The organism is Dankookia sp. P2, from assembly GCF_050632255.1.
In the GTDB taxonomy this organism is placed as follows: Bacteria; Pseudomonadota; Alphaproteobacteria; order Acetobacterales; family Acetobacteraceae; genus Paracraurococcus.
In genome coordinates this window covers 1,037,847-1,059,294 of sequence record NZ_CP192581.1, presented here as the reverse complement: position 1 = coordinate 1,059,294, position 21,448 = coordinate 1,037,847, and the positions used below count along the sequence as shown (strand labels likewise).

Annotated in this window: 20 protein-coding genes and 6 pseudogenes; 11 read left to right on the top strand and 15 right to left on the bottom strand. The window is 71.2% G+C overall.

Annotated elements, in window-relative coordinates:
* Positions 1 to 72: 72 nt before the first annotated feature.
* The gene (locus ACQ86J_RS06320) at positions 73 to 825 is read right to left on the bottom strand and encodes an SDR family NAD(P)-dependent oxidoreductase (protein WP_431270450.1); all 753 of its coding nucleotides are present in this window, start codon (positions 823 to 825) and stop codon (positions 73 to 75) included.
* 116 nt (positions 826 to 941) lie between these two features.
* On the opposite strand from ACQ86J_RS06320, the gene ACQ86J_RS06315 reads away from it, so the two are divergent.
* Entirely contained in the window at positions 942 to 1,991 is a 1,050-nt protein-coding gene (locus ACQ86J_RS06315; RefSeq protein ID WP_431270449.1) for an LLM class F420-dependent oxidoreductase, read from the top strand.
* On the opposite strand, the gene ACQ86J_RS06310 is transcribed toward ACQ86J_RS06315, so the two are convergent.
* The 8 genes and pseudogenes from ACQ86J_RS06310 to ACQ86J_RS06275 form a co-directional block, all read right to left on the bottom strand.
* Entirely contained in the window at positions 1,988 to 3,040 is a 1,053-nt protein-coding gene (locus tag ACQ86J_RS06310; protein ID WP_431270448.1) for an LLM class flavin-dependent oxidoreductase, read from the bottom strand. The genes ACQ86J_RS06315 and ACQ86J_RS06310 overlap by 4 nt on opposite strands.
* Before the next feature lie 274 nt (positions 3,041 to 3,314).
* Positions 3,315 to 3,875: a TIGR03619 family F420-dependent LLM class oxidoreductase gene (locus ACQ86J_RS06305; RefSeq protein WP_431270447.1), complete on the bottom strand. Its 561-nt coding sequence runs from the start codon at positions 3,873 to 3,875 to the stop codon at positions 3,315 to 3,317.
* A gap of 30 nt (positions 3,876 to 3,905) precedes the next feature.
* Positions 3,906 to 5,162, bottom strand: a complete 1,257-nt coding sequence (locus ACQ86J_RS06300) for an MFS transporter (protein WP_431270446.1) — start codon at positions 5,160 to 5,162, stop codon at positions 3,906 to 3,908.
* A 23-nt stretch (positions 5,163 to 5,185) separates the two neighbouring features.
* Positions 5,186 to 5,972, bottom strand: a pseudogene (locus ACQ86J_RS06295) (NAD kinase).
* A gap of 43 nt (positions 5,973 to 6,015) precedes the next feature.
* A pseudogene (locus tag ACQ86J_RS06290) lies at positions 6,016 to 6,860 on the bottom strand (carbon-nitrogen hydrolase family protein).
* A gap of 69 nt (positions 6,861 to 6,929) precedes the next feature.
* Positions 6,930 to 7,334, bottom strand: coding sequence for a hypothetical protein (locus ACQ86J_RS06285; protein WP_431270445.1), 405 nt, complete (start codon positions 7,332 to 7,334; stop codon positions 6,930 to 6,932).
* Between the two features lie 40 nt (positions 7,335 to 7,374).
* Positions 7,375 to 8,369 (bottom strand): annotated as a pseudogene (moaA, locus tag ACQ86J_RS06280) (GTP 3',8-cyclase MoaA).
* Positions 8,366 to 8,806 (bottom strand): DUF3553 domain-containing protein, encoded by a 441-nt coding sequence (locus tag ACQ86J_RS06275; RefSeq protein WP_431270444.1) that lies wholly within the window; start codon positions 8,804 to 8,806, stop codon positions 8,366 to 8,368. The pseudogene moaA and the gene ACQ86J_RS06275 overlap by 4 nt, the downstream one beginning before the upstream one ends.
* On the opposite strand from ACQ86J_RS06275, the gene ACQ86J_RS06270 reads away from it, so the two are divergent.
* From ACQ86J_RS06270 to ACQ86J_RS06240, 7 genes are all read left to right on the top strand, one after another.
* Positions 8,744 to 9,130 (top strand): hypothetical protein, encoded by a 387-nt coding sequence (locus tag ACQ86J_RS06270; protein ID WP_431272805.1) that lies wholly within the window; start codon positions 8,744 to 8,746, stop codon positions 9,128 to 9,130. The genes ACQ86J_RS06275 and ACQ86J_RS06270 overlap by 63 nt on opposite strands.
* Positions 9,127 to 9,369, top strand: coding sequence for a hypothetical protein (locus ACQ86J_RS06265; RefSeq protein WP_431270443.1), 243 nt, complete (start codon positions 9,127 to 9,129; stop codon positions 9,367 to 9,369). The genes ACQ86J_RS06270 and ACQ86J_RS06265 overlap by 4 nt, the downstream gene beginning before the upstream one ends.
* A gap of 95 nt (positions 9,370 to 9,464) precedes the next feature.
* Positions 9,465 to 12,041 (top strand): chemotaxis protein CheW, encoded by a 2,577-nt coding sequence (locus tag ACQ86J_RS06260; RefSeq protein ID WP_431270442.1) that lies wholly within the window; start codon positions 9,465 to 9,467, stop codon positions 12,039 to 12,041.
* An 18-nt stretch (positions 12,042 to 12,059) separates the two neighbouring features.
* Positions 12,060 to 12,560, top strand: a complete 501-nt coding sequence (locus ACQ86J_RS06255) for a chemotaxis protein CheW (RefSeq protein WP_431270441.1) — start codon at positions 12,060 to 12,062, stop codon at positions 12,558 to 12,560.
* Positions 12,557 to 12,958 (top strand): response regulator, encoded by a 402-nt coding sequence (locus ACQ86J_RS06250; RefSeq protein WP_431270440.1) that lies wholly within the window; start codon positions 12,557 to 12,559, stop codon positions 12,956 to 12,958. Before ACQ86J_RS06255 ends, ACQ86J_RS06250 begins: the two co-directional genes overlap by 4 nt.
* Complete coding sequence (gene cheB / locus ACQ86J_RS06245) at positions 12,955 to 14,049, top strand: chemotaxis-specific protein-glutamate methyltransferase CheB (protein ID WP_431270439.1); 1,095 nt, start codon at positions 12,955 to 12,957, stop codon at positions 14,047 to 14,049. Before ACQ86J_RS06250 ends, cheB begins: the two co-directional genes overlap by 4 nt.
* Complete coding sequence (locus tag ACQ86J_RS06240) at positions 14,046 to 14,873, top strand: CheR family methyltransferase (RefSeq protein ID WP_431270438.1); 828 nt, start codon at positions 14,046 to 14,048, stop codon at positions 14,871 to 14,873. The genes cheB and ACQ86J_RS06240 overlap by 4 nt, the downstream gene beginning before the upstream one ends.
* A 55-nt stretch (positions 14,874 to 14,928) precedes the next feature.
* Here the strand turns inward: ACQ86J_RS06240 and ctrA are convergent, their stop codons facing one another.
* A complete protein-coding gene (gene ctrA / locus ACQ86J_RS06235) occupies positions 14,929 to 15,654 on the bottom strand; it encodes a response regulator transcription factor CtrA (RefSeq protein ID WP_431270437.1) in 726 nt (241 codons plus the stop codon).
* Between the two features lie 113 nt (positions 15,655 to 15,767).
* On the opposite strand from ctrA, the pseudogene ACQ86J_RS06230 reads away from it, so the two are divergent.
* Positions 15,768 to 17,140 (top strand): annotated as a pseudogene (locus tag ACQ86J_RS06230) (FliI/YscN family ATPase).
* A 134-nt stretch (positions 17,141 to 17,274) separates the two neighbouring features.
* Positions 17,275 to 17,529, top strand: coding sequence for a hypothetical protein (locus ACQ86J_RS06225; RefSeq protein ID WP_431270436.1), 255 nt, complete (start codon positions 17,275 to 17,277; stop codon positions 17,527 to 17,529).
* A gap of 92 nt (positions 17,530 to 17,621) precedes the next feature.
* Here the strand turns inward: ACQ86J_RS06225 and ACQ86J_RS06220 are convergent, their stop codons facing one another.
* From ACQ86J_RS06220 to phhA, 4 genes and pseudogenes are all read right to left on the bottom strand, one after another.
* Positions 17,622 to 17,864 (bottom strand): hypothetical protein, encoded by a 243-nt coding sequence (locus tag ACQ86J_RS06220; protein ID WP_431272804.1) that lies wholly within the window; start codon positions 17,862 to 17,864, stop codon positions 17,622 to 17,624.
* 78 nt (positions 17,865 to 17,942) lie between these two features.
* Positions 17,943 to 18,167: pseudogene (locus ACQ86J_RS06215) on the bottom strand (hypothetical protein); the annotation flags it as partial.
* A 158-nt stretch (positions 18,168 to 18,325) separates the two neighbouring features.
* Positions 18,326 to 18,667: pseudogene (locus tag ACQ86J_RS06210) on the bottom strand (4-hydroxyphenylpyruvate dioxygenase); the annotation flags it as partial.
* A gap of 67 nt (positions 18,668 to 18,734) precedes the next feature.
* Positions 18,735 to 19,571, bottom strand: a complete 837-nt coding sequence (phhA, locus tag ACQ86J_RS06205; protein ID WP_431270435.1) for a phenylalanine 4-monooxygenase — start codon at positions 19,569 to 19,571, stop codon at positions 18,735 to 18,737.
* A 113-nt stretch (positions 19,572 to 19,684) separates the two neighbouring features.
* On the opposite strand from phhA, the gene ACQ86J_RS06200 reads away from it, so the two are divergent.
* Positions 19,685 to 20,158: an Lrp/AsnC family transcriptional regulator gene (locus ACQ86J_RS06200; protein WP_431270434.1), complete on the top strand. Its 474-nt coding sequence runs from the start codon at positions 19,685 to 19,687 to the stop codon at positions 20,156 to 20,158.
* On the opposite strand, the gene ACQ86J_RS06195 is transcribed toward ACQ86J_RS06200, so the two are convergent.
* On the bottom strand, positions 20,159 to 21,010 hold the full coding sequence (locus ACQ86J_RS06195) for a hypothetical protein (RefSeq protein ID WP_431270433.1): 852 nt from the start codon (positions 21,008 to 21,010) through the stop codon (positions 20,159 to 20,161).
* Positions 21,011 to 21,448 lie beyond the last annotated feature (438 nt).

The following is a 21,448-nucleotide window of genomic DNA, read 5'->3' as shown; positions in this document are numbered from 1 at the left end:
ATGCATGGTCCGCATAGGCGTCCTCCCATCGGCACCTTCGGTGCCTTTGGCGAGAAGCCTAGCCCACCGATTTCAGCCGAGGAAGGCGCCGCCATTCGCGTGGATGGTCTGGCCAGTGACGAAGCCGCTCTCCGGCCCGGCCAACATCCGCACGATCGCGGCGATCTCGTCGACCGAGCCTTTGCGGCCGAGCGGGATGCCTGCCTCCCGTAGCGTGTTGGGCATGGCCCCGGCCGAGGCGCCGCGCACCGTGTCGATTGCCCCCGGCGCCACGCAATTGCAGCGGATGCCCCGCGGTGCCAGTTCCACCGCCATCGCCCGCACCAAGCCTTCCAGCCCGGCCTTCGAAGCCGAGACATGCGCCCGGTTCGGCGTGCCGAGATGGGTCGAGATGCCCGACAGCGCAACGAAGGCGCCGCCGCCGCGGCGGATCATCTGCGGCACCATCGCCTGGGCCAGGATGAAGGCGCCGTCCAGCGCCACCGACATGATCTCCCGCCACTCCTGCAGCGAGATGTCGAGGAAGGCGGTCTGCCGCCGCAGACCGGCATTCGAGACCGCGATGTCGACGCCGCCCCATTCCGCCTCGACCGCCTGGGCCATGCGCGCGACCGCGGCGGCATCCGAAACATCGGCGAGGTAGGTCATTGCCCGGCCGCCAAGCGCGCGGATCTCCGTGGCCACCGCCTCGACCGCGGCTTGGTCGGCGCGGCCGTTGACCACCACCGCGGCGCCATCCCGCGCCAGATGCAGCGCGATGGCGCGGCCGATGTTGCGTCCAGCCCCGGTCACCAGGGCTACCTTGCCGTCGAGGCTTCCTGTCACGCCGTTTACTCCCCTCGTGCCGCCCTTGTAGCGGCTGCGCGGCGGCTTGCCAGCAGGGCCATGCCGCGCGAGCCTGTCGGCGAAGAACGACATACCCCAGGGAAGGACCAGCCAGGATGAAGCTCGGCCTGTCGATCGGCTATTCCGGCGCCCAGCTCGACATCCCGGTCGCGCTGGTGCAGCGCGCCGAGGAGCTCGGCTACGACACGGCCTGGACCGCCGAGGCCTACGGTTCGGACGCGGTGACGCCGCTCGCCTACCTCGCCGCGCTGACGAAGCGCATCCGGCTCGGCACCGGCATCATGCAGCTGGCGGCACGGACGCCGGCCAATGCGGCGATGGCGGCGGCCACGGTGGATGCGCTGGCTGGCGGCGGCCGCTTCATCGCCGGGCTCGGCGTCTCCGGCCCGCAGATCGTCGAAGGCTGGTATGGCGAGCCTTGGGGCCGGCCCTACTACCGGCTGAAGGACTACACCGAGATCATGCGGAAGATCTTCCGCCGCGAGGCGCCGGTGACGCATGCGGGCCGCGAGATCAGCCTGCCCTACGCGGGGGAGGGTGCGATGGGCGTCGGCAAGCCGCTGAAATCCATCCTGCACATGAATCCGGACATCCCGATCTACCTTGCCACCGGAAACGAGAGCACGGTGAAGCTGACCGCCGAGATCGCCGATGGCTGGCTGCCGATGGGCTTCGTCCCCGGCGCCATGGAGGAATACGCCCCATGGCTGGAGGAAGGCTTTCGCCGCGCCACGGAGCGCACTGGCAGGCCGAAATCGCGCGCCGACTTCACCATCCAGGCCTCGGTGCACGTGCGGGTGGCCGAGGATGTGCGGGCGGCGCTGGCCGAATTGAAGCCGGAGGTGGCGCTCTATGTCGGCGGCATGGGCCATCGCGACAAGAATTTCCACAAGGACCAGATGATCCGCCGCGGCTTCGCCGAGGCCGCCGAGCGCGTGCAGGAGTTGTACCTGGCCGGGCGGAAGGAGGAGGCGATCGCCGCCGTGCCGGACGAATGGGTGGATATGAAGTCGCTGGTCGGCCCGCCCGCCCGAATCCGCGAACGGTACCGCGCCTGGGAGGAGAGCGGCGCCGATGCGCTGACGGTGCGATCGCGCCAGCCGGAGGCGATCGAGGTGATGGCGCAGGCGGCGCGGTTGAACTAGCCTGACGCCGACTCCCGTCCATTCTTGCCGATGGGCGAGAGCGGCGGCCGCCATTCCGGCACCAGGCAGCGAACTCGCCGCGGTCCGCATGCCGCACGGCAACAGGCTTCAGCCCCTGCGGCCCTAGGCCAGCGGGCCGCGGCCAGCGGCAGCACCTGTTCCAGCAGCAGTCGCGTCTGTGCCAGCGGCTGTTCGTCCCCGCCGCCGACCGGGCGGAGGATGAACTTCGTGACCCCCGCTTCGACGTATTCGGCGATGCGCTGCAGGATCGCCGCGGCATCGCCGGCGACGACGCCGCATGCCGGGTCGCGCCCGGTGCGCGCCGCATAGGCCACCATGACGCGCTGCGCCGGCGGGTCCTGCGGGCTGCCGAAATGGAAGTTGAAGCTGGCGCCGTAGTGGTCCTCGTCGATCCGCCGGCCCTGCGCCGCGCATTCCGTGCGGATCGCGGCGATCACCGCGGCGACCTCCTCCGGCGTTTCCCCGCCAGCCTGCCAGCCGGTGCCGAAGCGGGCGGTGCGGCGGATCGCGGCCGGCGAGCCGCCACCGATCCAGACCGGCAGGTCCGGCTGCACCGGCAGCGGCGCGATGCTCGCGCCTTTCAGGGTGAAATACCGTCCGGCAAAATCGAGGCTCCCGCCGCGCCAAAGCCGGGTGATGATCTCCAGCGCCTCATCCGTCACCCGGCCGCGGTTCGCAGTATCGAGGCCCATCGCCTGCCATTCCGGCGCCAAGGGACTGCCGATGCCGAAGGCAGGCAGCAGCCGGCCTTCCGACAGGACATCGATGGTGGCGCATTGCTTGGCCAGCAGCACCGGGTCGCGGAAGGCGAGCGAGACGACGTTCATGCCGAATTTCAGCCGCCGCGTCCGCCCCGCCAGCGCCGCGAGCATGGTCATGCATTCCAGGATGGGCGCGCGGCTGACGATGCGGTCGGTCTGCCAAAGCGAATCCGCGCCGGCCTGCTCGCAGAGATCGACCCAGCGCCAGAACCCCGCCGCGGTCTCGAACGGGTATTCCGCTAGGCCCAGCCCGATCGAGACCCTCATGTCGCGGCCAGCGGCGCCGAGGCTTATCCAACCGGCGCAAGATCCCCTCGCGGTCGAGGTCGGGCACTTCCAGCAGCACGCGGGTGATGCCAGCCTCGCGGTAGGCGGCCAGCGCGGCGGCGTCCGGCGGCGCGCGGAAGACGCTGGTGGTGAGCGAGGCCGGGTCGCGTCCGCCCGCCTCCGCCGCGGCGCGCAGCCGGGCGACGGCGACCGCCGGGTCGAAACCGGCGCCGGCGCGAGGGGAACCAGCCGTCGCAGAACGCGACCACGCGCTTCAGGGTGTGGTCGGTCTCCCCACCCAGCAGCACCGGCACCGGTGACTGCAGCGGCTTCGGGTACAGCCAGACGCGGTCGAATTGACGAAGTCGCCGGTGAAGCTCGCCTCCTCCTGCGTCCAGAGCGCCCGCATCGCCAGCACGCGTTCGTGCATCAGCTTGAAGCGTGTCGCGTAGCGCGCGCCGTGGTTCTCCATTTCCTCCACATTCCAGCCGCCGCCGATGCCGAATTCGAAGCGGCCACCGGAGAGCCTGTCCAGGCTGGCGACGGATTTCGCGGTGACGATCGGGTCGCGCTGCGGCACCAGGCAGACGCCCGTGCCGAGGCGGAGCCGCTTCGTGGAGGCGGCGGCGAAGGCGAGTGCCACGAAAGGGTCATGGGTGTGCGAATAGCGCTTCGGCAGCTCGCCGCCGCCGGGGAAGGGCGAGCGGCGGCTTGCCGGAGATATGGGTGTGCTCGCAGACGAAAAGCGATTGAAGCCGCGCGCCTCGAGCGCCGCGCCAAGCTCGCCGGGATCGATGCCGTAATCCGTCGGAAAATAGAAGACACCGACCCGCATGACATGTTCCCCCTGCTTGCGCCGGTCAGCTTACCCGGCTCGCGTCCAGGAACATATCCGCCGAATGCGAAGACCCTGATCCCGGCGGCGCCCGTCAGCTGGGCCCGAGCCGCCAGGGCGAAGGATGCGGCGCCGAGGCAGGCGAGCGCCACCAGCAGCCAAGGTACCGGCCCATACCCGCCGGCGCCCTCCCAGATGAGCGCGATCAGCACCGGCGCCGCGGTGCGCGGCACCACCGTCGCCACGCTCAGCGCGCCGGTGATGGCGCCATAGCCCTCCCGCCCCAGGATCTCGGCCACGCCCGCGGCGCGGACGATGGTCATCAGCCCGTCGGCCACCGCCCAGCACAGCGCATAGAGCACCAGCCAGGCGATCTCCGGGGGTGCCAGCGCCAGGACCAGCATGCCGAAGGGCGTCAGCAGAGTCGCCAGCACCCCGACGCCGCGCATGGTGACGCGCCGGCCGAGCGCGAAGAGCGCCAGCCGCGCCGCCACCTGGAAGGGCCCGTGCAGCGCGACGATCAGCAGCACCGAGGCTTCCGGCAGGCCGCGCTCTGCGCAGCAGAGGGATGGCATGTGCGCCGAGCCCGATGCCGATGAACGCATGCGCGGCGAAGCAGCCGGCGAGGCCGAGGAAGGCCGGCCGCCGAACCGCGGCGCGCAGGCTGAAGCCGCCACGCGCGGCGGTGGCCGGGCGCAGCGGCGGCTGCGGCAGCAGCCAGAGCGCAAGCAGGCCGGGGACCAGCTGCAGCACCGCCAGCACCAGCAGGGCGTGGCGCCAGCCCAGCGCCTCGATCAGCGCCGCACCCAGCGGCACGAAGATCGTCCCGGTGAAGCCGGTCATGAAGGTGATGCCGGTGATGGTGCGGCCCGGGTCGCGCGCAGTGGTCACCACCACCGCCATGGCCGGGCCCCAGAGCGCGGCGGCCTGGGCCAGTCCCATTCCGGCCCAGATCGCCCAATAGACTGGCAGGCTGCCGGCGAAGGACCAGGCCGCCAGCAGTGCCGCGCCCAGCCAGGCGCCGAAGGCCAGCATCCGCCGCCCGCCATGGCGGTCGACATGCTGGCCGACCGGCACGGCAGCCAAGCCGGAGACCAGCATCGCCAGGGTCAGCCCGGCATTGATCGAGGCACGGGACCAGCCGAGCTCGGCCTCCATCGGCGCACCGAAGAGCGCGAAGGTGGAGAACAGCGTACCCCAGCCGATGGTCTGGCCGATGGCGATGCAGAGCAGCAGGCGGGTGTCGGCGGCAGGGCCGGCCGCGACGCTATCCTCCGGTGCGGCCATGCGCTCGGCCCAGGTCCCAGCTGTCAGACGGTGAACTGTTCCGCGATGATCCGCTCGGACAGTCCGTGGTCGGGGTCGAAGAGCAGGGTCAGGCTGACCGTGCGGTCCTCCCGCACTTCGACCCGGCGGACGTCGCGTACCTCGGTATAGTCGGCCACCGCCGCGACCGGTCGCTTCTCCGCCTCGAGGATCTCAAAGACCACCGCGGTATCGGCGGGCAGCAGCGCGCCGCGCCAGCGCCGCGGCCGGAAGGCGGAGATCGGTGTCAGCGGCAGCAGGTTGGCCCCCAGCGGCACGATCGGCCCATGCGCCGAGAGGTTGTAGGCGGTGCTGCCCGCCGGGGTCGCCACCAGCACGCCGTCGCAGATCAGCTCCGGCAGCCGCACCTTGCCGTCGATCAGGATGCGAACCTTGGCGGCCTGGCGGGTCTCGCGCAGCAGGGAGACCTCGTTGATCGCCAGCGCCTCGGCAAGGGCTGCCATCCGCGGCGGTGCTCCGCATCCGCAGCGGGTGCAGCGTGGCGGCCTGCGCATCCGCCAGGCGTTCCTCCAGCCCGTCCTCGCGGTAGTCGTTCATCAGGAAGCCGACGCTGCCGCAATCCATGCCGTAGACGGGAATGTTGCGGCCGAGCCAACGGTGCTGCGTCTCCAGCATGCAGCCATCGCCACCGAGCGAGACGATGGCTGCGGCTTCCTCGGTCGCAACCTCGCCATAGCGCGCCGCCAGCCTGGTGCGGGCCGCCGAGGCCACATCGGTCGCCGCCGCATGGAAGGCGATGCGGCCGCGGAAATCCGCCGGCTGCAGCGCCATCGGCTGCGGGAATGGAGGCGGGGACACGTCGTTCACGCGGAGGTCACAGCGTGATGGGCCTGGCCGTCCGGTGTTCCAGCACCGGCATGTCCCGCCGCACCCGCGCGGTCACGCCTTGATCGATGCGCGCCGTGGCCCAGCCGGTTCCGTCCGAGGCCTTGGCGACCACATGGCCCCAGGGTCGGCGACCAACGAGTGGCCATAGACCGAACGCTGCGCCCCGCGCTCCTCGTACTGCCCGGTCGAGGCGGCGGCGAGGATCCAGCATTGGCTCTCGATCGCCCGGGCCCGCGGCAGGACCTCCCAATGGTCCTTGCCGGTCTGCAGAGTGAAGTTGGACGGAACGAAAATCGCCTCCGCGCCCAGCCGGCGCAGCGCCAGATATGTCTCCGCGAAGCGGATGTCGTAGCAAATGGTGCAGCCGAAGGTGATGCCGCCGGCCGCGAAGGTCACCAGCCGGTCGCCGGCGCCGTAGAGAGCGCTTTCCCGGTAGCCCGTGCCGTCCGGCCCGGTGATGTCGAAGAGGTGGATCTTGCGGTAGCGGGCGATCTCCGTGCCGCCCGGGTCGAAGACGACGGTTGTGTTGAACAGTTTGTCGCCGCCTTCCTCGATTATCGAGCCGCCATGAACATGGATGCCATGGGTCTGCGCCAAGCTACGCAGCATCTCGTAGGCCGGGCCGCCCGACTCGCCCGAGCCCTCAGGCGGCAGGACCTCCGCCGCGGCTTTCCGACCGTCGCGACCACCGCCGAGGTTGGTCCAGGTCTCCGGTAAGGTGACCAGACCCGGCCGATCGGCCGCGACCGCAGCGTCGATCAGCCGGCGCGCCTGGGCGAGGTTCGCTGCCTTGTCACTGCTCTGGTTCATCTGGATGACGCTGACGCGCATGCCTTCCGGCCCTCCTGCCGCCCCGCACTAAGCCCCTTCGCCGCGCAGCCGGCAAGGGCGGCGACCGGGTCAGCGGCCGCGTTCGCCCGGCCAGTCAAGCCGCGGCTCCGGTCGGCCGCCGCGGCCCTCCGGCCAGGCGGCGGGCGGCGGCACCGGCGGCGAGATGCGGGGATCCTCCTCCGCCGCCCGGGGGGCGCGTGCCGGCAACTCGACCCAGTCATCGGCGACCGCCCGGCGCGCGCGCTCCCGACAGCTGCAGCGAAAGGCTACGGATTTCGGCCTGCAGCTCGTCGAGTTGAGCTTCGATCGAGATCGAGCCGCCCTTTCAGCCCGAAGACGCTGAACGGCATCAGCAGATAGGCCAGCCCCGCCAGCAGCAGCAGGGAGCAAGGCGACCAGCCCGGTCCAGTCGGGCAGGCCGGGGATGGCGAGCCTTGATGCGAGATCCTGCAGCAGAGCCCATGGGCGCTTCACCTATGCAATGCGGGTCCGGGGCAGGGTGCCCCGGTACTACTCAACCGCCGGTGACGCTCATATGACGCCCGACGGAGGGCCGGTTATGGCGCCGGTCGATGATGAAGTCATGCCCTTTGGGCTTGCGGGCGATCGCCGCCTCGATTGCTGCTAGCAGTGTGGCATCATCTACCGAGGGATCACGCAGCAAGGGCCGGAAATCCGCCGCGTCGTCCTGGCCGAGGCACATGTAGAGCGTGCCGGTGCAGGTCAGGCGGACCCGGTTGCAGCTTTCGCAGAAATTATGGGTCATCGGCGTGATGAAGCCGATCCGGCGCCCCGTCTCCTTCACCGTATAGTAGCGGGCCGGGCCGCCGGTGCGGTAGTCGGTCTCCTCCAGCGTCCAGTGCTCCCGCAGGCGGGACCGCACCAGGGACAGCGGCAAATACTGGTCGGTCCGGTCACCGGCAATGTCGCCCATGGGCATGGTCTCGATCAGGCAAAGGTCGAAGCCGTGCTCGCCGCACCAGGCCAGCATGCGGTCGTACTCGCCCTCGTTCACGCCCTTCAGCGCCACGGCATTGATCTTCACCGCCAGCCCGGCGGCCTTGGCGGCGAAGATCCCGTCCAGCACCTTCTCGATCTCGCCCCAGCGGGTCGCCGCCTTGAAGGCGACAGGGTCCAGCGTGTCGAGGGAGACATTGATCCGCCGGACGCCGGCACTCGTAGAGGTCTTCGGCCATGTGGGCCAGTTGGGTGCCGTTGGTGGTGACCGTCAGCTCCTTCAGCCCGCCATCGCCCAGCCGGGCGCCGAGGTTGCGGAACAAGGATATGACGTTCTTCCGCACCAGCGGCTCGCCGCCGGTCAGGCGGATCTTCTCGACGCCATGGCCGATGAAGGCGCCGCAGAGCCAGGTCAAGCTCCTCGAGCGTCAGGACCTCGCGCTTCGGCAGGAAGGTCATGTCCTCGGCCATGCAGTAGACGCAGCGCAGGTCGCAGCGGTCGGTGACCGAGACACGGAGGTAGGAGATCCGCCGGCCGAACGGATCAATCATGGACGACATTCCCGGATGCGGATGTTGATGCGTTGACAGCATTTGGTCCGCATCCCCCGCTGCCGCAAGCCCCCGGGCGCCGCGGCCGGCGCGGGGCTGGTCTGTCCCAGGGTCAGGCGCGGGGATCGATGATCTCCGAGCTCCACCAGCGCAGCGTTGATCAGCAGCTTGCCTGCATGCTCGAAGTTCACAGTGATCCGGTCACCGATTACCGACTGGACCTGGCCTTCCCCCAGTCGGGCCGGTCCGGGTGGCGCACGCGCATGCCGGGCTCGATCAGGCTGGGCACGAGATTCCTTGTCCTTCGCAGAGCTGAAACGGTTCGTTAACGTCCCATATTCTAGCCCGAATGCCTGCCCGACAGGATGCGCCTGATGCGCTTGGACGCCCAGCTTGCCCCGCTTCTCGCCCGGACCCTGGCCGCCCGGCTCTGCCACGACCTCGGCGGTGCCGTCGGCACGCTCGCTGGCACCCTGGATCTGGCCGGGGAGGCGGACGCTGGCATGCTCGGCCTGGCGCAGGAGACGGCGACGGTCCTGCGCCGACGCCTCCGGCTGTTCGCGGTCGCCTGGGGCGGGCGGCGGCGGATGCCGACGCCGCCGGCCTTGCGCCGCTCTTGGCGGCCTTCGCCCGCTGCGCCGCGCGTTACCTTTCGGCTCGATGAGCTGTGGCCTGATGCCGAGCTGCCCGCCGCGCTCGTGCCGCTGGCGCTGAATGCGGCCCTGCTGGGGCCGAGGCCCTGCCGCGCGGCGGCACGGTGAGGCTCGGCGGGGCGCCGTCGACAGGGTTGGTGGTCTGCCCGGAGGGCCGCGACGCCGCCTGGCCGCCTGGCCTGCTGGCCTTGCTCGGCGGCGGCACCGCCGCGGCGGCCTTGCGCGAGGGACCCCGTCGGGTCCTGGCGCCGCTATTGCTCGCCTTGGCGGCGGAGGCCGGCTGGACGATGTCCCTGGCCCAAGGGTCGGGAGCGGGCGCGCCGCTGCTGCGGATCGGTCCGGGCTGAGGCGCCGCAGGCCAGCACTACCGAATCTTCGCCCCCCACCCGGCATGCTGGCGCGACACCCTGCGCCGATCCGGGCGCCCCAGCGGGGGACGAGAATGGACGACCTGCTCGCCGATTTCCTGACCGAGACCTCCGAGGGGCTGGTCATGCTTGATGCCGCCCTGGTGCGGCTGGAACGGGTGCCGGAGGATGCGGCGACCCTTTCCGAAGTGTTCCGGATCGTCCACACCATCAAGGGAACCTGCGGCTTTCTGGGCTTGCCGCGGCTGGAGCATGTCGCCCATGCGGCGGAGAACGTGCTCGGCCGCTACCGCGACGGCACCCGCCCTGTCACCCAGCAGGGCATCTCGCTGATCCTCGCCGCCCTGGACCGCATCCGCGCCATCGTCGCGGGGCTCGGGAGCCACCGGGGCCGAGCCGGCCGGCGACGACGCATCGCTGACCGCGCAGCTGGATGCCGAGGCCGAGGGAAGCGGCGGCCCGCTGCCCGCCGCCCAGGTCACCGCTTCCCAGCCCGCTTCCATGATGGCCGAGCCCGAGGAGCAGAGTCGCCGGCCGGCGCCGGCGGGGGCGACCCCGGCGGTGACACCGGCACCACGGTGGGCAGCGGCAGCGCGCCGCCGCAGACCATCCGCGTCTCGGTCGACGTGCTCGAAGGCCTGATGATGCTGGTCTCCGAACTCGTGCTGACCCGCAACCAACTGCTCCAGCTCGCCCGCAGCCAGGGCGACAGCGCCTTCGCCGTGCCGTTGCAGCGGCTGTCGCACATCACCACCGACCTTCAGGAAGGGGTGATGAAGACCCGCATGCAGCCGATCGGCAATGCCTGGGCCAAGTTGCCGCGGCTGGTGCGCGACCTCGGCGTCGAGCTCGGCAAGAAGATCGCGCTCGAGATGCGGGGCGCCGAAACCGAGCTGGACCGCCAGGTTCTCGAGCTCATCAAGGACCCGCTGACTCATATGGTCCGCAGTCCGGGCGACCACGGGCTGGAACGGCCGGAGGAGCGGATCGCCGCCGGCAAGCCGGAGACCGGCCGCATCCTGCTCAACGCGCGGCACGAGGGCGGCCACATCCTGATCGAGATCGGCGACGACGGCCGCGGCCTGAGCGTCGAGAGGATCCGCCAGAAGGTCCTGGCGCAGGGCCTGGCGACCGAGGCCGAACTGGCCGGGATGCCGGAGCGCGACATCCACCGCTTCATCTTCCGCCCGGGCTTCTCCACCGCCGCCGCGGTCACCGCGGTCTCCGGCCGCGGCGTCGGGATGGACGTGGTGAAGACCAACATGGAGCGCATCGGCGGGACCATCGACATCCGCTCGCGCGAGGGCCATGGCACCACCTTCACCATCAAGATCCCGCTCACGCTCGCCATCGTCTCCGCGCTGATCGTCGAGGCCGGCGGCGAGCGCTTCGCCATCCCGCAGATCGGCGTGGTCGAGCTGGTGCGGGTCGGCGGCGAGGGCACGGCGCAGATCGAGCGCATCAAGGATGCGGCGGTGCTCCGGCTGCGCGACCGGCTGCTGCCGCTGGTCAACCTCGCCGGGCTGCTGCAGCTCGACGGCACAGGCGCCGAGGCCAGCGGCTTCGTCGTGGTGACGCAGGTCGGCGGTCATGTCTTCGGCATCATCGTCGACCGGGTCTTCGACACCGAGGAGATCGTGGTCAAGCCGGTGGCGCCGATCCTGCGCCACGTGACCATGTTCGGTGGCAACACCATCCTCGGCGACGGCAGCGTCATCATGATCCTTGACGCCAACGGCATCGCCCGCGCCTGCGGCCTCGGCGCCGAGGCTGGCGAGGCGGAGCCGGAGCGCGATGCCGGCCGGCCAGCGCATCTGCTGCGCTCGGACGCAACCACCGCGCTGCTGCTGTTCCGCGCCGGGGAGGGGGCGCCGAAGGCGGTCCCGCTCGGCCTCGTCGCCCGGCTTGGGGATGTCGAGCGTGAGCGGATCGAGGTCGCCGGCGGCAGGCCGCTGGTGCAGTATCGCGGCCAACTGATGCCGCTGGTCCCGCTGTCCGGTCATTGGGACGCCGAGTCCATGCCGGCGCGGCAGCCGGTGCTGGTCTTCAGCGACGGCGACCGCGCCATGGGGCTGATGGTCGACTGCATCCTCGACGTGGTCGAGGAGCGCCTGTTGGTGGATGGCGCCGGGGAGCGGGCAGGGTATCTCGGCAGCATCGTCGTCGCCGGCAAGGTGACCGAGTTGCTCGATACCGCATGGTGGCTGCGCCAGGCCGGCGAGGATTGGTTCGGCCAGGCCGCGTCGAAGCCGGCCGGCGATGCGCGCCGGGTCCTGCTCGTCGAGGACAGCGCCTTCTTCCGCGACCTGGTAGTCCCGGCGCTCGGCGCCGCCGGCTATGTCGTCACCGCCGTGGCTGATGCGGCGGAGGCGCTGCGGCTGCGCGATGCCGGCGCCGGCTTTGATGCGGTCCTGTCCGACATCACCATGCCGGGGATGGACGGCTTCGCCCTGGCGCGGGCACTGCGGGCAGACGGGCCCTGGCGTGACCTTCCGCTGGTCGCGCTGACCGGCCGGGCGGGTGCCGACGACATCGAGCGCGGTCGCGAGGCCGGCTTCACCGACTACGTGGCGAAATTCGACCGGGCCGCGCTGCTCGACAGCCTGGCGCAATGCCTCGGCGCGCCTCTCGTCACCTCGGCCGATAACTGAGCGGGAAGGAGCAGAGCGATGCAGCAGGCCATGACTGTGACGGCGCATGCACCGATGCCGCACCCCTCCCGATGCGAAGAGGCAGAAGAGGTCTTCCTGACCCTGACCGTCGCCGGTCAGCTTTGCGGCGTCCCGGTTCTGGCCGTGCGCGACGTGCTGGGGGCGCAGGCGATCACCCGCATCCCGCTGGCACCACAGGAGGTGGCGGGCAGCCTCAACCTGCGCGGACGGATCGTCACCGCGATCGATCTGCGCCGCCGGCTCGGCCTGCCGCCGCGCACGGGCGGCGGGACGATCGGTGCCGGGGCGATGAGCGTTGTGGTCGAGCGCGACGGCGAGCTTTATTCCTTGCTGGCCGACACGGTGGGGGAGGTGCTTCCCCTGTCGTTGGGCGATCGGGCGCCCAACCCGCCGACGCTCGACCCGCTCTGGTGCGACGTCTCGCGCGGGGTGCACCGACTGGGCGACAGTTTGTTGATCCTGCTCGACGTCGAGCAGGTCCTGGCGATCGGCGCATGAGCGCGGCGGGGAAGGAGGCGGGCTGCTGCCTGGTGGTTGATGATAGCCGGGTGGTGCGCAAGGCCGTGCGGCGGATCGTCGAGACCTTCGGTTTCACGGTGCGGGAGGCGGAGGACGGCGCCCAGGCGCTTGCCGCCTGCCGTGAAGCGATGCCCAGGGTCGTGCTGCTAGACTGGAACATGCCGGTGATGGACGGCATCAGCTTCCTGCGGGCCGCGCGAGCCGAATTCGGCCCAGACCGGCCGGTGGTGGTGCTCTGCACGACCGAGGCAGCACTGGAGCGCATCGTCGAGGCGTTGGACGCCGGAGCGCAGGAATACATCATGAAGCCCTTCGACGCGGCGCTGCTGCAGGACAAGTTCGTCCAGGCCGGGCTGCTGTCGGACCACGCCGCATGACGGCGCCGACCAGCCAGGTGCGGGTCATGCTCTGCGACGACAGTGCCACGGTGCGTGCCGCCATGGCGCGGGTCCTCGAAGCCGATCCGGCGATCCGCGTCGTCGCCCGCGTGGCGAACGGGCAGGAGGCGGTGGCGGCCATGGCGCGGCTGCCGGCGGCGGCGCGGCCGCAGGTGGTGCTGCTCGACCTCGAGATGCCGGTGATGGACGGCATGACGGCGCTGCCCCTGCTGCTGCGGGAGGCGCCGCGGCCGGCGGTGATCGTCGCCAGCGCGCTGACCCAGCGCGGCGCGGCAGCCGCCATGGCGGCGTTGCGGGCCGGCGCCGCCGATTATGTCCCGAAGCCCGGCGCCGCGCGCGGCGGGCTGAACGACCCGACCTTCCGCGCGGAGGTACTGGCCAAGGTGAAAGGCTGGGCCCGCATGGGCGGTGGCCCGGCGCCACGCGCCGTCACCCCGCCTCGGGCGGCGCCGATGCTGCCGCTGCAGGGGGTGCGGGCGATCGGCCTCGGCTGTTCGACCGGTGGACCGCAGGCGCTGGCCGGCTTCGTCCAGGGCCTGGTCCGGCCGCTGCCGGTGCCGCTGCTGGTGGTGCAGCACATGCCGGCCGGCTTCACCGCCATGCTGGCCGACCACCTGCACCGGCTGGGCCGGCTGCCGGTTGCCGAAGCCCAGGATCGGGAGGTGCTGCGGGCCGGCAGGCTCTATCTTGCACCCGGTGACCGGCATCTGGTGGTGGAAGGCGGTGCTGGCGGGTTGGTGGCGCGGCTGTCGGATGCGCCGCCGGAAAACTTCTGCCGCCCCGCGGTGGATCCCATGCTGCGCAGCCTGGCGGCCAGTTGCGGCGGGGCCGTGCTGGCGCTGATCCTGACCGGCATGGGGCAGGACGGCTTGGCCGGCTGCCGTGCCATCGCTGCCGCCGGCGGCACGGTGCTGGCGCAGGACGAGGCGAGCTCGGTCGTGTGGGGCATGCCCGGGGCAGTGGCCAAGGCGGGCCTTGCGAGGGCACTGCTGCCGCCGGCGGGACTGGCGGAGCAGGTGCTGGCGGCTTGCGCCGGCCGGCCGGCCGTCAGCGTGGGGGTGGGGACATGAAACGGGACAGCTTCGCCTTCATTGCCGGCCTGGTGAAGGACCGCTCCGGCCTCGTCCTCGCCGCGGACCAGGGCTACATGCTGGAGACGCGGCTTGGCCCGCTGCTGAAGCGGGAAGGCCTGCCGGATATCGACACGCTGGCGCTGCGGCTGAAGGACCCGCGCAGCGCCAAGCTTGCTGAGGCTGTGACCGAGGCGCTGACCACCAACGAGAGCAGCTTCTTTCGCGACGGCAAGCCCTTCGAACACCTGCGCCGCGCGCTGCCGGCGCTTGCCGCCGCCCGGGCGCCGGGCGTGCCGCTGCGGATCTGGTCGGCCGCCTGCTCCACCGGCCAGGAAGCCTATTCGATCGGGATGATCCTGGCGGAGCTGACGCTCGGCGGAAGGCGTGTGGAGATCATCGGCACCGACATCGCGCAGGAGGTGCTGGCCCGCGCACGCGATGGCAGCTTCACTCAGTTTGAGGTGCAGCGCGGCCTGCCGGCGCGCCTGCTGGTGAAGCATTTTCGGCAGGAAGAGGGGCGCTGGCGGGTCGCGCCCGAATTGCGGGCGATGGCGCGTTTCGAGCATTTTAACCTGCTGTCCGACCTGCGCCCGCTCGGCCGGTTCGACGTGATTTTCTGCCGCAACGTGCTGATCTACTTCGATACCCCGACCAAGGTCCGGGTGTTGGACGCGATGGCTGCGCAGCTGGCGTCCGACGGGGTGCTGTACCTCGGCGGGGCGGAGACGGTGCTGGGCCTGACCGGACAATTGGTGCCAATTACCGGGGAGCGGGGCGTCTACGCGAAAGCCAAGGCCGGCGTCGCCGCCCTGGCCGGCTGACCTTTCGGCGGACCCGGCGGGCCGCCCGGCGCGGGGCCGGGCGGCGGCACCGGGTTCAGGCCGCCCGCGCGGCCATCTCTGCCGCCTGCGGCAGCCGAGTTGCGGCCGGCGCAGGCTCCCGCAGCACGTAGCCGCGGCCCCAGACGGTGGCGATCAGGTTGTCGGCGCCTGCCTGTGCCAGCTTCTTGCGCAGCTTGCAGATGAAGACGTCGATGATCTTCACCTCCGGCTCGTCCATCCCGCCATAGAGGTGGTTGAGGAAGGCCTCCTTGGTCATCACTACGCCCTTGCGCAGCGTGAGCAGTTCCAGGATCGCGTATTCCTTGCCGGTCAGGTGCACGGAAGTGCCGCCAACGGTCACCTCGCGCGAGCCTAGGTTCAGGACGAGCGGCCCGACCGCAAGGTTCTGCTGGGCGAAGCCCTTGGTGCGGCGGACCACCGCCTGGATGCGGGCGATCAGCTCCTCACGGTCGAAGGGCTTGGTGATGAAGTCGTCGGCGCCGACGCCGAAGCCCTTCACCTTGGCCTGCGGCCGAGCCAGGCCCGACAGGATCAACACCGGGGTTTCCACCCGCGCAGCGCGCAGCCGGCGCACCACCTCGTAGCCTTCCATGTCCGGCAGGACGAGGTCGAGGACGACCACGTCGTAGTCGTAGAGCCGGGCGAGCTCGAGCGCTTCCTCGCCGGTATCCACGGCGTCCACGATCATCGCCGCCGACTTGAGCATGGCAACGATACCGCGGGATGCAGTCAGGTCATCCTCAACCAAAAGGGCACGCATGCTGGATGTCTCCACACGTCTTGCGTGCAAAAACTAGCACCTCAGCGCGCAGTGTGAAGGAGAAAATCCACGTATCCCGTGTATCATTTTCCGAGACTGATCGCTTAGGAAAGATGAAGCATAGCACTCTCCTCAGCAAAACGGATGAAAATCAGGTGGTTGCGCGTGCCCGGGCGGCGACGGCGTCACTGGGCCGCATTGCTGGGCTGGACCTGCACGGCAGGGTTGTATCGGCCAGTGGTGTCGCATTTTCCGTCGAAGGTCTCATGCCCTGGATTCGGCTAGGCACGCGATTGGACCTGTCTGGGCCCGGCGGTGCGGCAGTGGGAGGAGAGGTCGTGGCGTTGCGCGAGGGCCTTTGCCACCGCGCTCGCCTTCGCCCCGCTCGAGGGGATCGGCGCCGGAACCGCGGCCCAGCTTGCTCCACCGGCCGCCCTGGCGGTCGATGCCAGCTGGCTTGGCCGGGTGCTCGACCCGCTGGGCCGGCCCATGGATGGGCTAGGGCCGCTGCGGCCCGGCGCCATCCCGCAGCCGCTGCGTACCGCGCCGCCGCCGGCCGGTAGAAGGGCGCGGCTCGGTCCGCGGCTCGATCTCGGGGTCCGGGTGCTGGACGCCTTCGCCACCTGCAGGCGTGGCCAGCGCCTTGGCCTCTTCGCTGCCCTCGGGTGTCGGCAAGTCGACCCTGCTGGCGATGCTCGCGGCCAATGCCGATTGCGACATCGTCGTGTTGGGTTTGGTGGGGGAGCAGGGGCGGGAACTGCGCGAATTCCTTGAGGATGATCTGGGGCCCGATGGGCTGGCGCGGTCGGTGGTCATCTGCGCCACCTCGGCCAGCCCGGCGTTGCTGCGGCGGGAGGCCGCCTATGCCGCCATGGCGGTCGCCGAGCATTTCGCCGAGGCCGGCCAGCGCGTGCTGCTGCTGATGGACAGCGTCACGCGCTTCGCCATGGCGCTGCGCGAGATCGGCTTGGCGGCCGGGGAGCCGCCGGCGACCCGCGGCTATACTCCTGGTGTCTTTGCCGAGTTGCCCCGGCTGCTCGAACGCGCCGGGCCGCGGGCGGAGGGCAATCCGGGCAGCATCACCGGCCTCTTCACCGTGCTGGTCGAGGGCGACGACCATGACGAGCCGGTCGCCGACGCGGTGCGCGGCATTCTCGACGGCCATGTCGTGCTCGACCGGCGGATCGGGGAGGCCGGGCGCTACCCGGCGGTCGACGTGCTGCGCAGCCTGTCCCGCACCGTGCCTGGTTGCCTGGTTCCGGAGGAGCGCGACCTGATGCTGCGCGCGCGCCGTATCCTGTCCTTGCATGCCGAGATGGCCGATCTCGTCCGCCTAGGCGCCTATCGCACCGGCACCGATCCGGCGGTGGACGAGGCGATCCGCCTGGCGCCGCGGATCGAGGCAGTGCTGGCGCAGGGCAAGGGCGAGGCCGGCACGGTGGAGGCGGCCTTCGCCGCCCTGGCCGAGGCGCTCCATGGCGCGTGACGCGCTCGCCGCCCTGGCACGGCTGCGCCGGCTGGAGACGACCGAGGCCAAGCGCCGCCTGGCGGTGCAGGTCGGGCAGGAGGCCGTGGCGGCCGAGCGGCTCGAGGCCGCCGCGGCGGCACTGCCGGCCGAGCATGCGGCCGGGGACGCCGCTTGGCGGCTCCTGGCTGCCGCGCGGCTTGGCTGCGCGGGACCGCGCGGCCCTGGCGCAGGACCAGGCTGCCACCCGGCGGCGGGACGCGCAGGCGGTGCTGGCCGAATGCCGTGCGGCGGAGCGTGCCGTCGACCTGCTGCGGGACCGGCGGGCGGCCGAGGCGAGGCGGCGCGCGCGACGCCGGGTCCAGGCATTGCTGGACGAGGCGGCCCGGCGCAGCCGCAACGCCGAATGACCGGGACATGCCACGACCGGCCTATGCTGCGCGTAGGCGACCCGCAGCCGCTGCCGCGCCCTGGCCGGCGCGGCAGCGGCCGGCGCTGATGCCTACTGCGCCGCCAGCACGCCGCGGCGGATCTGGTCGAGCTCGATGCTCTCGAACAGGGCGCGGAAATTGCCCTCGCCGAAGCCCTGGTCACCTTTCCGCTGGATCAGCTCGAAGAAGATCGGGCCGATCACCGTGCCGGTGAAGATCTGCAGCAGCCGGCCACCTTCCGGCGTCGGCGCGCCATCCGTCAGGATGCGGTTGCGGGCGAGCCGCCCCACCTCTTCGGCGCCGAGGTCCGGCATGCGCTTCGGCAGCAGCTCGTAATAGGTGTCGGGCGTGTCCATGAACTCGATGCCGGCCGCCCGCATGCCCTCCACGCTGGCGAAGATGTCCGTGGTGCCGAGGGCGATGTGCTGGATGCCTTCGCCGCCGTAGGCGCGAAGGTATTCCTCGATCTGCGACTTGTCGTCGCTGCTCTCGTTGATCGGGATGCGGATCTGGCCGCAGGGGAGGTGAGGGCGCGGGACTTCAACCCGGTCAGCTTGCCCTCGATGTCGAAGTAGCGGATCTCGCGGAAATTGAAGAGCTTGGCGTAGAAGTCCCACCAGACATCCATCCGGCCGCGATGCACGTTGTGGGTCAGGTGGTCGATTACCGTCAGGCCCTGGCCCCGGGGCCGGGCCTCGACGCCCTCCACCCAGCGGAAATCCACGTCGTAGATGCTGCCGCGCGGGCCGTAGCGGTCGACGAAATAGAGCAGGCTGCCGCCGATGCCCTCGATTGCCGGGATGTTCAGCTCCATCGGCCCGACCCGGCCGAGCACCGGCTTGGCGCCCAGTTCGATCGCCCGCTTGTAGGCCGCGGCCGCATCGGCCACGCGGAAGGCCATGGCGCAGGCGCAGGGGCCGTGCACCCGCTGGAAGGCCTGGGCGAAGCTCTCCGGTTCGGCGTTCAGGATGAAGTTGACGTCGCCCTGGCGCCAGAGCGTCACCTGCTTGCTGCGGTGGTGCGCCACCGCCTGGAAGCCGAGCCGGGTGAACAGCGCCTCGAGCGCCGGCAGGTCGGGGCCGGTGAACTCGACGAATTCGAAGCCGTCCGTGCCCATCGGATTGGCCTCGGAGATGACGCCGGCGAGCGGCGTGCGGTCGGGCGGGATGTCCATGGATATCTCCTCAGGGGATGGGCTGGTCGCCTGGTGCGGCGGCGCCGGGTGGAATCGGCGCGGCATCGCGGGCTGCTGCCAGCTGTGCCGGCAGGTCGCGCATCGCGCCGAACAGCTTGGAAAAATCGTCGATGACGAAATAGGTCGGCTGCAGGTGGTCGATGAAGTAGTCGCTGCGCAGCACCCGCCGCAGGTCGAAGCGCAGGCGACGCGCCGCCGCGCCCGTTGTCGCGTGCAGCGTCTCGGCGGAGGAGGACAGGATGCCGGCGCCATAGGCGCGGATCGCGCCGCCCTCCCGGATCAGGCCGAACTCGACCATGTGCCAGTAGAGCCGCGCCAGTGGCTTCAGCGCGCCGATGCGCGCCGCCGCATCGCCCAACTGGCCATAGGCTTCGAGGAACCGGGCGAAGTCTGGCTGGGTCAGAAGCGGCACATGGCCGAAGGCGTCGTGGAAGATGTCGGGCTCTACGATGTAGTCCAGCTCCTCCGGCCGGCGAATCCAGCGGGTCACGGGGAAGCGGCGGGCGGCGAGATGGGCGAAGAAGGCGTCGTCGGGCAGCAGCCCCGGCACCGCCACCAGCGACCAACCGGTCGCGGCCCGCAGCCGCGCCGTGGCCTCGGCAAAGTCCGGCACGCCGGCGGTGAAGTCCAGCCGCGCCAGGCCTTCGCGGTAAGCGGTGGCGGCATGGGGCGGCAGCAGCGCCGCCTGGCGAGCATAGAGGGTGCGCCAAGTCGCATGGTCGGCCGGCGTATACGCGGCCCAATCCTGCGGCAGGGTGAAATCGGGGCCGGCCGCGGCGTAGTCGCCGCGCAGGCCAGCCGGCAAGTCGCAAAGGCTTCCTTCCATCGCGGCCGCTCCCATCCTGGCCATAAGAATGCCCGAGCAGGGGAGGGGTTTTCGGCGAAGATGCCCGCTTGCGGAGCCATCTTTGGCGGATACCACCGGCCCGGAGCAAATCCATGGCGAAAGTCACCATCGAGCTGGATGCGATCGACCGCCGCATCCTGCGCGCGCTGCAACGCGACGGCCGCCTGCCCGTGGTCGCACTGGCCGAGCAAGTGGGGCTTTCCGCCACCCCCTGCCAGCGCCGAGTGAAACGGCTGGAGGATGCTGGGGTGATCGCCCGCTATGCCGCGGTGCTGGACCCGAGCCGGCTCGGCCTGCCGCTCCAGGCCTTCGTCATGGTGGCGCTGGAAAGCCACGCCGAGGAAGTGGTCGAGCGCTTCCACAAGGCCCTGGCCGAACGGCCGGAGGTGCTGGCCGCCTATGCCATGAGTGGCGAGATGGACTACCTGCTGCACGTCCTGGCGGCCGACTTCGAGGCCTATGCGGATTTCGCCCTGAAGGCGCTGCTGCGCATGCCGGGAGTGAAGGAGACGCGAAGCTCCTTCGTGCTCACCGCGCTGAAGCCGCCGGGCGACGTGCCGGTCTGATCAGAACCCGCCACCGGTCCTGAACCCGCCGCCGCCGGGGCCGCCCTCCATTCCCCCGCCGGTGCGAAAGCCGCCGCCGCCGAACCCGCCCCCGGTTTCGAATCCGCCACCGGAAGGCGCGCCCCAGCCGCCGCCGCTCCAGGGCCCGCCACCGCCACCGCCCGACCAGGGGCCGCCGCCACCGCCGGTGCCCCAGGGGTCCTGCCGTGGTATCCGCTGGCGTTCGAGCCGGTCCCAGAACCCGTCGCGCGACAGCGTCCCGCGCAGCAGGTCACCGATCAGCACCCCAACCAGGGCGCCGTCGTTGAACCCCCAATGGTCGCGCCGCACGCCGCGGCTGCGCATCTCCTCCCGGATCGCCGCGACTTCCTGGGCCCGTCGCCGCGCCTCCACGGCCTGGGCCTCGGCGCCGGCCAAGGCGCGGTCCAGCCGCACCGCCTCGGCGGCAGCGGCTTCCAGTCGGGCAACTACCTCGTCATCCTCCCGCATCGGGGTCCGCAGGGCGGCGGCGCGCAAAGATTGCAGGCTCTCGGCTGCGAGCGCCGCCTCCATCCGCGCGGTCGCCTCGCGCAGTGCGGCGTCCTCCTGCCCGGCCAGCGCCACGCGGGCCTCCTCGGCCCGGCGGGCGGCGGCTTCAAGCGCCGCCTCGGCCATGTCGAGCGCCTCGCGCGGCGCCGCCAGGTCGTCACCCTCCGGCAGGCCAGCCAGGCCGCGCATTCGGGCGGCCAACGTCGCATCGGTCGCCGCCGCCTGTTCGCGCATCCGCGCGGCATGGCCGGCCAGCCCCGCCGGCAGCGATTCCAGCAGGGCGTAATTGCGCCGCGCCGGCCTCGTAGCGGGCGATGCGGGCAACCCAGCCATCCAGCAGCCGGGTCAGCGGCCCGGCGCGATAGGCAGCGGTGCCCCAGCCGTGGCGCCATAGATAGGCAAAGAGTGGATCCTCGAGATAGGGCCTGCCCTTGGTGGCCAGGTCCTCACGCGCGAAGGCGGCCTTCTCCTCGGCATGCTGGGCGATCCGCGCGGCCTCCTCGGCGCCGGCGCGCAGCCGCTGGAATTCCGGATCGGCCTCGGCTCGGGCGCGGGCGGCGTCGAGCGCCGCATGCTGCGTTGCCTCGGCCGCCTGCAGCGCCGCGGCGCGGCGGTCGCGCTCGGCCTGGGCGGCGTCCAACGCCGCGCGGCGCTCGGCAAGGACTGCACCGGCGGCGATCGCGGCTTCGCCGCGCGCCTGCAGCAGGACGCGCACCTCCTCCTCCGCCACGTCGAGCCGGCCCAGCGCGGCGCCGCCGTCGC

Bases quoted from the DNA above. Each gene is read 5' to 3' on its own strand.
- ACQ86J_RS06250 (WP_431270440.1), top strand. From the start codon at position 12,557: ATGAGCGCGGCGGGGAAGGAGGCGGGCTGCTGCCTGGTGGTTGATGAT.
- ACQ86J_RS06315 (WP_431270449.1), top strand. From the start codon at position 942: ATGAAGCTCGGCCTGTCGATCGGCTATTCCGGCGCCCAGCTCGACATC.
- ACQ86J_RS06240 (WP_431270438.1), top strand. From the start codon at position 14,046: ATGAAACGGGACAGCTTCGCCTTCATTGCCGGCCTGGTGAAGGACCGC.
- ACQ86J_RS06225 (WP_431270436.1), top strand. From the start codon at position 17,275: ATGCGGCCGGGGACGCCGCTTGGCGGCTCCTGGCTGCCGCGCGGCTTG.
- ACQ86J_RS06260 (WP_431270442.1), top strand. From the start codon at position 9,465: ATGGACGACCTGCTCGCCGATTTCCTGACCGAGACCTCCGAGGGGCTG.
- ACQ86J_RS06305 (WP_431270447.1), bottom strand. From the start codon at position 3,875: ATGCGGGTCGGTGTCTTCTATTTTCCGACGGATTACGGCATCGATCCC.
- phhA (WP_431270435.1), bottom strand. From the start codon at position 19,571: ATGGAAGGAAGCCTTTGCGACTTGCCGGCTGGCCTGCGCGGCGACTAC.
- cheB (WP_431270439.1), top strand. From the start codon at position 12,955: ATGACGGCGCCGACCAGCCAGGTGCGGGTCATGCTCTGCGACGACAGT.
- ACQ86J_RS06200 (WP_431270434.1), top strand. From the start codon at position 19,685: ATGGCGAAAGTCACCATCGAGCTGGATGCGATCGACCGCCGCATCCTG.
- ACQ86J_RS06310 (WP_431270448.1), bottom strand. From the start codon at position 3,040: ATGAGGGTCTCGATCGGGCTGGGCCTAGCGGAATACCCGTTCGAGACC.
- ACQ86J_RS06300 (WP_431270446.1), bottom strand. From the start codon at position 5,162: ATGGCCGCACCGGAGGATAGCGTCGCGGCCGGCCCTGCCGCCGACACC.
- ACQ86J_RS06255 (WP_431270441.1), top strand. From the start codon at position 12,060: ATGCAGCAGGCCATGACTGTGACGGCGCATGCACCGATGCCGCACCCC.
- ACQ86J_RS06270 (WP_431272805.1), top strand. From the start codon at position 8,744: ATGCGCTTGGACGCCCAGCTTGCCCCGCTTCTCGCCCGGACCCTGGCC.
- ACQ86J_RS06220 (WP_431272804.1), bottom strand. From the start codon at position 17,864: ATGCCGGACCTCGGCGCCGAAGAGGTGGGGCGGCTCGCCCGCAACCGC.
- ctrA (WP_431270437.1), bottom strand. From the start codon at position 15,654: ATGCGTGCCCTTTTGGTTGAGGATGACCTGACTGCATCCCGCGGTATC.